The sequence below is a fragment of the Saliniramus sp. genome (genome assembly GCF_035311605.1).
GTDB lineage: Bacteria > Pseudomonadota > Alphaproteobacteria > Rhizobiales > Beijerinckiaceae > Saliniramus.
This window is the reverse complement of the sequence record NZ_DATGCW010000379.1, coordinates 1-7029: the sequence shown is the minus strand read 5'-3', so window position 1 is coordinate 7029 and position 7029 is coordinate 1. Positions and strand designations below refer to the sequence as shown.

8 protein-coding genes are annotated in these 7029 nt (G+C 64.7%); 5 read left to right on the top strand and 3 right to left on the bottom strand.

What is annotated here, in order from left to right; genetic code table 11:
* The first annotated feature begins 81 nt into the window (after positions 1 to 81).
* Complete coding sequence (locus VKP01_RS16990; RefSeq protein ID WP_074444404.1) at positions 82 to 351, top strand: hypothetical protein; 270 nt, start codon at positions 82 to 84, stop codon at positions 349 to 351.
* Positions 352 to 374: 23 nt separating this feature from the next.
* On the top strand, positions 375 to 815 hold the full coding sequence (locus VKP01_RS16985; protein ID WP_324414384.1) for a hypothetical protein: 441 nt from the start codon (positions 375 to 377) through the stop codon (positions 813 to 815).
* An 11-nt stretch (positions 816 to 826) separates the two neighbouring features.
* On the opposite strand, the gene VKP01_RS16980 is transcribed toward VKP01_RS16985, so the two are convergent.
* Positions 827 to 1495, bottom strand: a complete 669-nt coding sequence (locus VKP01_RS16980) for a septation protein A (protein WP_324414382.1) — start codon at positions 1493 to 1495, stop codon at positions 827 to 829.
* Positions 1496 to 1578: 83 nt separating this feature from the next.
* Entirely contained in the window at positions 1579 to 1848 is a 270-nt protein-coding gene (locus VKP01_RS16975) for a helix-turn-helix transcriptional regulator (protein WP_324414380.1), read from the bottom strand.
* A gap of 94 nt (positions 1849 to 1942) precedes the next feature.
* Here VKP01_RS16975 and VKP01_RS16970 point away from each other — a divergent pair, with 94 nt between their 5' ends.
* Together VKP01_RS16970 and VKP01_RS16965 are read left to right on the top strand one after the other, a co-directional pair.
* On the top strand, positions 1943 to 2218 hold the full coding sequence (locus VKP01_RS16970; RefSeq protein WP_324414378.1) for a hypothetical protein: 276 nt from the start codon (positions 1943 to 1945) through the stop codon (positions 2216 to 2218).
* 124 nt (positions 2219 to 2342) lie between these two features.
* Positions 2343 to 3605, top strand: coding sequence for a threonine synthase (locus VKP01_RS16965; protein ID WP_324414376.1), 1263 nt, complete (start codon positions 2343 to 2345; stop codon positions 3603 to 3605).
* A 71-nt stretch (positions 3606 to 3676) separates the two neighbouring features.
* On the opposite strand, the gene alaS is transcribed toward VKP01_RS16965, so the two are convergent.
* Positions 3677 to 6349: an alanine--tRNA ligase gene (alaS, locus tag VKP01_RS16960; protein ID WP_324414374.1), complete on the bottom strand. Its 2673-nt coding sequence runs from the start codon at positions 6347 to 6349 to the stop codon at positions 3677 to 3679.
* A 228-nt stretch (positions 6350 to 6577) separates the two neighbouring features.
* Between alaS and VKP01_RS16955 the strand changes: the two genes are divergently transcribed.
* Positions 6578 to 7029: exonuclease (locus tag VKP01_RS16955; RefSeq protein ID WP_324414372.1), on the top strand; the 452-nt coding region annotated here is incomplete at its 3' end.

Here is a 7029-nt window from a genome sequence, read left to right as displayed (position 1 = left end):
TTAATCCTTCATTGACTCTCTGCCCCATCCCCGCAACCATGCATCGCAGGTTCACAAGTGACGCATGCAGGGGAAAGCGACATGGCGGAGGGAATCGGTAATACGTCCTCGGTGACGACCGACACCACGTCGGCAATGCTGGAACAATTGTCCAGCGTCGTCGCGCAGAATCAGGCCTTTCAATCGGCCATGCGTACGGCGGATAATATCAACACCCAGGAATCGATGAAGACCAGCCTCACGATCAATGCCAATACCGGGCAGCGCAAGGGGCTCGATACCTCCGTCGAAGCGCAGAACCAGGATTTCGCCAAGCGTCCGCAGGGCATCCAGATGCTCTATCGTCAGTAAGCGCAACCAGCGGGTGATCTCTCATGTCTGGTGGTGTGCTCTCTTCCGGATCCTTCGCAGGCGCGAACCCGAGCTATCTGGCTGAACTCCGGACGCGTCCGGTCCACGGGCCGCCTGAACCGACGAGGCCGGCCCCGGGAGCCCCGTCGCAACCCGCCACGCCCGCCCCGGCACCGGGGACGGGCTCTTCGGCTGCCGATGAAGCGCGCGCGCAAGTCGCGCGCGACCGTGCCGTCTTCCGCGAGGCGATGGGCCTCGCCACGCAGGGCATCGGTTTTACCGAGGCCCTTCCCAGGGCACACGAATCCCCCTCCCGCGCGGTCGCGCGAAAGCTCCCCGGCTCTCCCGAGAATCCCAACGCGGTGATGAAGGAAGTGCGCGCCGATATGGAAGCCTGGGAAGAACGCCGCGAGGCCAACCGCAAACTCATGCAGCAGCTCGACGCGATGGTCTATCGCAGCTGAGGCGACAGGCTTCAGGGTGAGGCGTCGTTACGCGGGGGCGGTGCGGGAGGTGCCGCGGGCTGATCAGGTGCCGCGTCATCCGAAGCCGCGTCCCCGCCCGCGCCGTCCTCCGGCAATTCGTGGCGCATCAGAAGCGGCGTCTGCGCCAGCGCGAAGACGATGGTGATCGGCATGATGCCGAAGACCTTGAAGCTCACCCAGAAATCCGTCGTCTGTGTCCGCCAGACCACCTCGTTGACCGCCGCCAGGAAAAAGAAGAACAGCCCCCAGCGGAAGGTGAGCTTGTGCCAGCCCTCATCCGTGAGCTTGAAGACCGAATCGAGCACCACCGTCAGAAGCGGCTTGCCGAAATACAGCCCCACCAGCAGCACGATCCCAAACAGGGTGTTCACGATGGTCGGTTTGAGCTTGATGAAGAGCTCGTCCTGCAAGAGCAGCGTCAGCCCGCCGAAGACGACGACAACAACGGCGGATACCAGTGGCATCACCGGCAGCTTTCGCACCAGCGCGTAATGGATCGCAAGCGCAATCACGGTTGCCACGGTGAACACCGCCGTCGCCGCGAAGATATCGCCGCGCTGGTTGACGAAGAAGAAGATGACGAGCGGTCCCATCTCGAGCGCGAGCTTGAGCAGCGGGTTCAGCGGTGCCGGATGGGCGGTGTCTTCGGTGCGGATCATGCGCGCATCTCTAGCCCGTCCGGGCGCGCGAGGAAAGGGGCGCGCAGGCATGCGTGATCACGGCTGCGCGATGCGTCCGGGTTTCAGCCGGATGCCTCCGCCCCGGCGTCTTCGTCCGGCTTGCGACGCAGGCTTTCCGGCGCCGGGTCGGTGATCAGATCCGCTGCGGTGACGCCGAGCGCGCCAGCGAGCTTCTCGATCAGATCGACGGAAGGGTTGCGCAGGCCGCGCTCGATTCCCGAGACATAGGTGCGATCAACGCCGGACTCGCCGGCAAGCACCTCCTGCGACAGCTTCAGGCGATTGCGGGCGAGCCGAAGGTTGCGACCGAGGATCTGTCTGAGGCGGCTCATGCCCGATGCAAGCGCCAGTTTGTTGACCAAAGGTCTACAGATTCAACGTCACATTTCGCTTGTTGTGATGATCTGTAGACTATAGTCATCACGAATGAGCGATCCCTGCCTGATTCCCGTTGTAGCGGCACTGTTTCTTGGTGCAATTCTTCCGGGTGCCGTGCTGCTCATCATGAGTAGTGCCCTCAAGCGCAGATTGCAACGCTGTGACCCTGCGCGTATCGAGATACTCGCCGGGCGCTACCGCGCGCGTTTCGGTTCGCGCGCCGAACAGGTCGTACGCGTGCAGATCCAGGGCGCGCGTCTATGCGAGGATGCGCGCAGCGCCCGTCTGCTGCGGGCCATAAAGGCGCGCCTCGAGACGGGGTGAACGCGTCTTCGATCGGGCGCGACTTCATGCATGCGTGGAATTCTACGCAGCGCCCGGGCGGTTTGCCCCGTGGACCGCCGCGCTCACCATGGCGATGATGGTGGGTAAGCAACAGGAGCCGACCATGACACATCCATCCGGCATACCCCACGATCTCAATCTGACCGAGGAGCGCCCCACCTTCGTGACGCATCTCGAATGCGCCATGACCGGCGAGGTCTACGAGGCGGATACGCCGCACAATCTCTCGCGCGTCGGGCGCCCGCTGCTGGTGCGCTACGATCTCGACGGTGTGCGCAAGGCGCTCGACAAGGCTGCGCTCACTGCTCGCCCGCAGGATCTGTGGCGGTATCGCGAATTGCTGCCCGTGCGCCGCAACGCGGATATCGTCAGCCTCGGCGAGAATTTCACACCGCTCGTGCCCCTGCCGCGCCTGTCGGAGAAGCTCGGCGGTGGCGAGATTCTGGTCAAGGAGGAGGGACGCCTGCCCACCGGTTCGTTCAAGGCACGCGGCCTCGTCATGGCCGTCTCCATGGCCAAAGCATTCGGCATCGGCCATATCGCCATGCCCACCAACGGCAACGCGGGTGCTGCCCTCTCCGCCTATGCGACGCGCGCGGGCATCCGCACCACGGTGTTCTGCCCCGAGGATACGCCGGAGGTGAACATTTCCGAGATCGCCCTGCAGGGATCCGACGTCTACCGCGTCAACGGTCTGATCGACGATTGCGGCAAGATCGTCGGCCAGGGCAAGGAGGAAGCCGGCTGGTTCGATTTCTCGACGCTGAAGGAGCCCTACCGGATCGAGGGCAAGAAGACGATGGGGCTGGAACTCGCCGAGCAGCTCGGTTGGGAGGTTCCCGATGCGATCTTCTATCCCACCGGCGGCGGCACCGGCCTGATCGGCATGTGGAAGGCCTTCGACGAACTGGAGAAGATCGGCTTCATCGGATCGAAGCGCCCGCGCATGATCGCGGTCCAGGCCGAGGGCTGCGCACCGATCGTCAAGGCCTACGAGGCGGGCGAGGAGCACGCCCCGCGCTGGGAGGATGCGCAGACCATCGCCTGGGGCGTGCGTGTGCCGCAGGCCGTCGGCGATTTCCTGATCCTGCGCGCGGTGCGCGAGAGCGGCGGCTATGCCATGGCCGTCTCGGACGCCGAGATCACCGAAGGTCTCGCGGAAGTCGCGCAGACGGAGGGGCTGTTGCTCTGCCCGGAAGGCGCCGCGACCTGGGCGGCCTATAGACGCTCTCTCGCCGAGGGGCGGATCGGCAAGGATGAGCGGGTGATGCTGTTCAACTGCGCCACCGGGCTGAAATATCCGTTGCCGCGCGCCGAGCAGAGCCTCGACCGGCATCAGCCGATCGATTACGCGCGCTTCGGTTGAGAGCATCATTCCGTCAGGTGGATACCGGCTGACGGATAAAAATGATGCGCCAGAGAATGACTCAGAGCGGATCAGCTCTCGAGAGCCGACGCCACCGCCTCGATCGCCGCATCGGCCTTCGCCCCGTCCGGCCCGCCGGCCTGGGCCATGTCGGGGCGCCCGCCGCCGCCTTTGCCGCCGAGCGCGGCGGAGCCGGCGCGCACCAGCGTGACCGCATCGAAGCGCTCGGTCAGATCCTTGGTGACACCCACGACGATGCCGGCCTTGCCGTCTTCCGACACGCCGACAATGGTGACGATACCCGAGCCGATTTTGCGCTTGGCGTCGTCGGCGAGGCTCTTCAGATCCTTCATCTCGACGCCGGTGACGCTGCGGCCCAGGAATTTCACGCCGGCGATGTCGCGCACGGCCTCCGCCGCGCCGTCACCACCGCCACCGCCGAGCGCGAGCTGCTTGCGGGCTTCCGCGAGATCACGTTCGAGCTTGCGGCGCTCTTCGAGCAGGGAGGCGAGCCGGGTCGGGGCATCCTCGACGCTGGTCTTGAGCAGGCCGGCCATGCTGCGCAGGTTGCGGCTCTCACGGGTAAGGTGATCGCGCGCGGCATCACCGGTCAGCGCCTCGATCCGCCGCACGCCGGCCGATACCGCGCCTTCCCCAACGATCGAGACGAGGCCGATATCACCGGTGCGCCGGGCATGGGTGCCGCCGCACAATTCGATAGAGAACGGCTTAGCCGCGCCTTCCGGGGCAAACTCTTCCGGATAGCTGCCCATCGAGACGACGCGCACCTCGTCGCCGTATTTCTCGCCGAACAGGGCGCGCGCGCCGGATTCGATCGCCTCGTCCACCGCCATCAGCTTGGTGGTCACCGGGGCGTTCTGCAGCACCAGCGCATTGGTGATGCGCTCCACCTGCGCGAGCTCTTCGTCGCTCATCGGCTTGGGATGGCTGATATCGAAGCGCAGCCGCTCGGGTGCGACCAGCGAGCCTTTCTGGGCAACATGATCGCCCAGAACCAGCCGCAGGGCCTCGTGCAGCAGATGTGTCGCGGAATGGTTGGCGCGGATGGCGGCCCGGCGGGCGTGATCGACTGTGAGCTCGACCGGCTGGCCGCTGCGCAGCGAGCCTTCCTCCACGGTGACGTGATGCACGAAGAGATCGCCGAGCTTCTTTTCGGTCTGGGTCACGCGGGCGCGAATGCCCGGCGCGGTGATCGTGCCGGTATCACCGACCTGGCCGCCGGACTCGCCGTAGAACGGCGTCTGATTCAAGACGACGAGGCCGCTCTCGCCCGGGGCGAGCGCATCAACCTCCTCGCCTTGGCGCAACAGCGCGCGTACCACGCCTTCCGCCTTCTCGGTATCGTAGCCGAGGAAATCGGTGGCGCCGACGCGTTCGCGCACGCCGTACCAGACCGTTTCCGTCGCCGCCTCGCCGGAGCCGGCCCAGGCGGCGCGGGCGCGCTCGCGCTGGGCTTCCATGGCCGCCTCGAAGCCCGCGAGATCGACCGCGACACCGCGATTGCGCAGGGCGTCCTGGGTCAGATCGAGGGGGAAACCGTAGGTGTCGTAGAGCGTGAAGGCGGTCTCGCCGGGGAGCTCATCACCGCTGCCGAGCCCCTGCGCGGCTTCCTCGAGCAAGCCGAGCCCGCGCTCCAGTGTCTTGCGGAAGCGGCGCTCCTCGAGCAGCAAGGTCTCCTCGATCAGGCCTTCGGCGCGCACGAGTTCGGGGAAGGCCTGGCCCATTTCGCGCACGAGGGCGGGGACGAGCCGGTGCATCAGCGGGTCGCGGGAGCCGAGCAGCTGGGCATGGCGCATGGCGCGGCGCATGATCCGGCGCAGCACGTAGCCGCGTCCTTCGTTCGAGGGCAGCACCCCGTCAGCGACGAGGAAGGAGCAGGCGCGCAGATGATCGGCGATGACACGGTGCGAGGCGGATTGCGGGCCATCCGCATCGACATTGGTGAAATTCTCCACTTGCCCGATCAGGGCGCGCATCATGTCGGTGGCATAATTGTCGTGCGTGCCCTGGATCACGGCGGAAATGCGCTCGAGCCCCATGCCGGTATCGATCGAGGGGGAGGGCAGGTCGATCTGCTCGCCGCTCTCGAGTTGCTCGAACTGCATGAAGACGAGATTCCATATCTCGATGAAGCGGTCCCCGTCCTCGTCGGGCGAGCCGGGCGGGCCGCCGGGAATGTGGTCACCGTGATCATAGAAGATCTCCGAGCAGGGGCCGCAGGGGCCGGTATCGCCCATGCGCCAGAAATTGTCGTCGGAAGCGATACGGATGATCTTCGATTCGGGCAGGCCGGCAACCTTCTTCCACAGATCCGCCGCATCGTCGTCATCGGCATAGACGGTGACGAGGAGCTTGTCCTTCGGCAGGCCGAACTCCTGCGTCACCAGGTTCCAGGCGAGCTCGATCGCGAGCGGCTTGAAATAATCGCCGAACGAGAAATTCCCCAGCATCTCGAAGAAGGTGTGGTGGCGTGCGGTATAACCGACATTGTCGAGATCATTGTGCTTGCCGCCGGCGCGCACGCATTTCTGCGAAGTCACCGCACGCGAATAGGGCCGGTGCTCGACGCCGGTGAAGACGTTCTTGAACTGCACCATGCCCGCATTGGTGAACATTAGCGTCGGATCGTTGCGCGGCACGAGCGGGCTCGACGCCACGATCTCGTGACCGTGCTTGGCGAAATAGTTCAGGAATGCCGACCGGATTTCGTTTACGCCGCTCATGGAGACCCGTCTCTCTTTCCTCGCGCCCGCCGCGATTTTCTGGACGAGCGGGTTTTAGAGGGCGCGCAAGGGCTTGTCGAGAGAGGAGCGGTGTCTGGGTCGCAGGTGACCGGAAAAGCTGGCCCGCATGATTGACGAGGGCACTGCGCATTGGGCAAATGGAGCATGATTCACGCGTCGCTCTCGACGCCTGATCGCAACGATGCATACAAATTGCGGGAGTGCTACGTGGACGTCTATTTTTCTGCGGATATCGAGACGGATGGCCCGATTCCGGGGCCGTATTCCATGCTCTCCGTGGGCCTCGTCTTCGCCGGGCGTCACGACGGGACGCGTTTCATCGCGCCAGAAGATTATTCGGTTTCGATCTATCGCGAGTTCAAGCCGATTTCCGAGCAGTTCCAAGAGGAAGCACTCGCGGTCAATGGTCTCGATCGCGAGGGGCTGAAAGTCAGCGGGGCGCATCCGCGCGAAGCGATGGCGGAGATCGCAGCCTGGATCCGGGACGTCGCAGCGGGCGGCAAGCCTGTTTTGGTTGCTTATCCGCTCAGTTTCGACTGGACATGGCTATACTGGTACTTCATGAATTATCTCGACGATTCACCTTTCGGACATTCGCGATGCTTCGATATGAAGACGGCGATCGCATTCAAGCACGGCCTGCCGATCTCGCAGGCGGG

Excerpts from the sequence above, each read along its gene's own strand:
- VKP01_RS16990 (WP_074444404.1), top strand. The coding sequence starts at position 82 with ATGGCGGAGGGAATCGGTAATACGTCCTCGGTGACGACCGACACCACG.
- VKP01_RS16985 (WP_324414384.1), top strand. The coding sequence starts at position 375 with ATGTCTGGTGGTGTGCTCTCTTCCGGATCCTTCGCAGGCGCGAACCCG.
- VKP01_RS16980 (WP_324414382.1), bottom strand. The coding sequence starts at position 1,495 with ATGATCCGCACCGAAGACACCGCCCATCCGGCACCGCTGAACCCGCTG.
- VKP01_RS16975 (WP_324414380.1), bottom strand. The coding sequence starts at position 1,848 with ATGAGCCGCCTCAGACAGATCCTCGGTCGCAACCTTCGGCTCGCCCGC.
- VKP01_RS16970 (WP_324414378.1), top strand. The coding sequence starts at position 1,943 with ATGAGCGATCCCTGCCTGATTCCCGTTGTAGCGGCACTGTTTCTTGGT.
- VKP01_RS16965 (WP_324414376.1), top strand. The coding sequence starts at position 2,343 with ATGACACATCCATCCGGCATACCCCACGATCTCAATCTGACCGAGGAG.
- alaS (WP_324414374.1), bottom strand. The coding sequence starts at position 6,349 with ATGAGCGGCGTAAACGAAATCCGGTCGGCATTCCTGAACTATTTCGCC.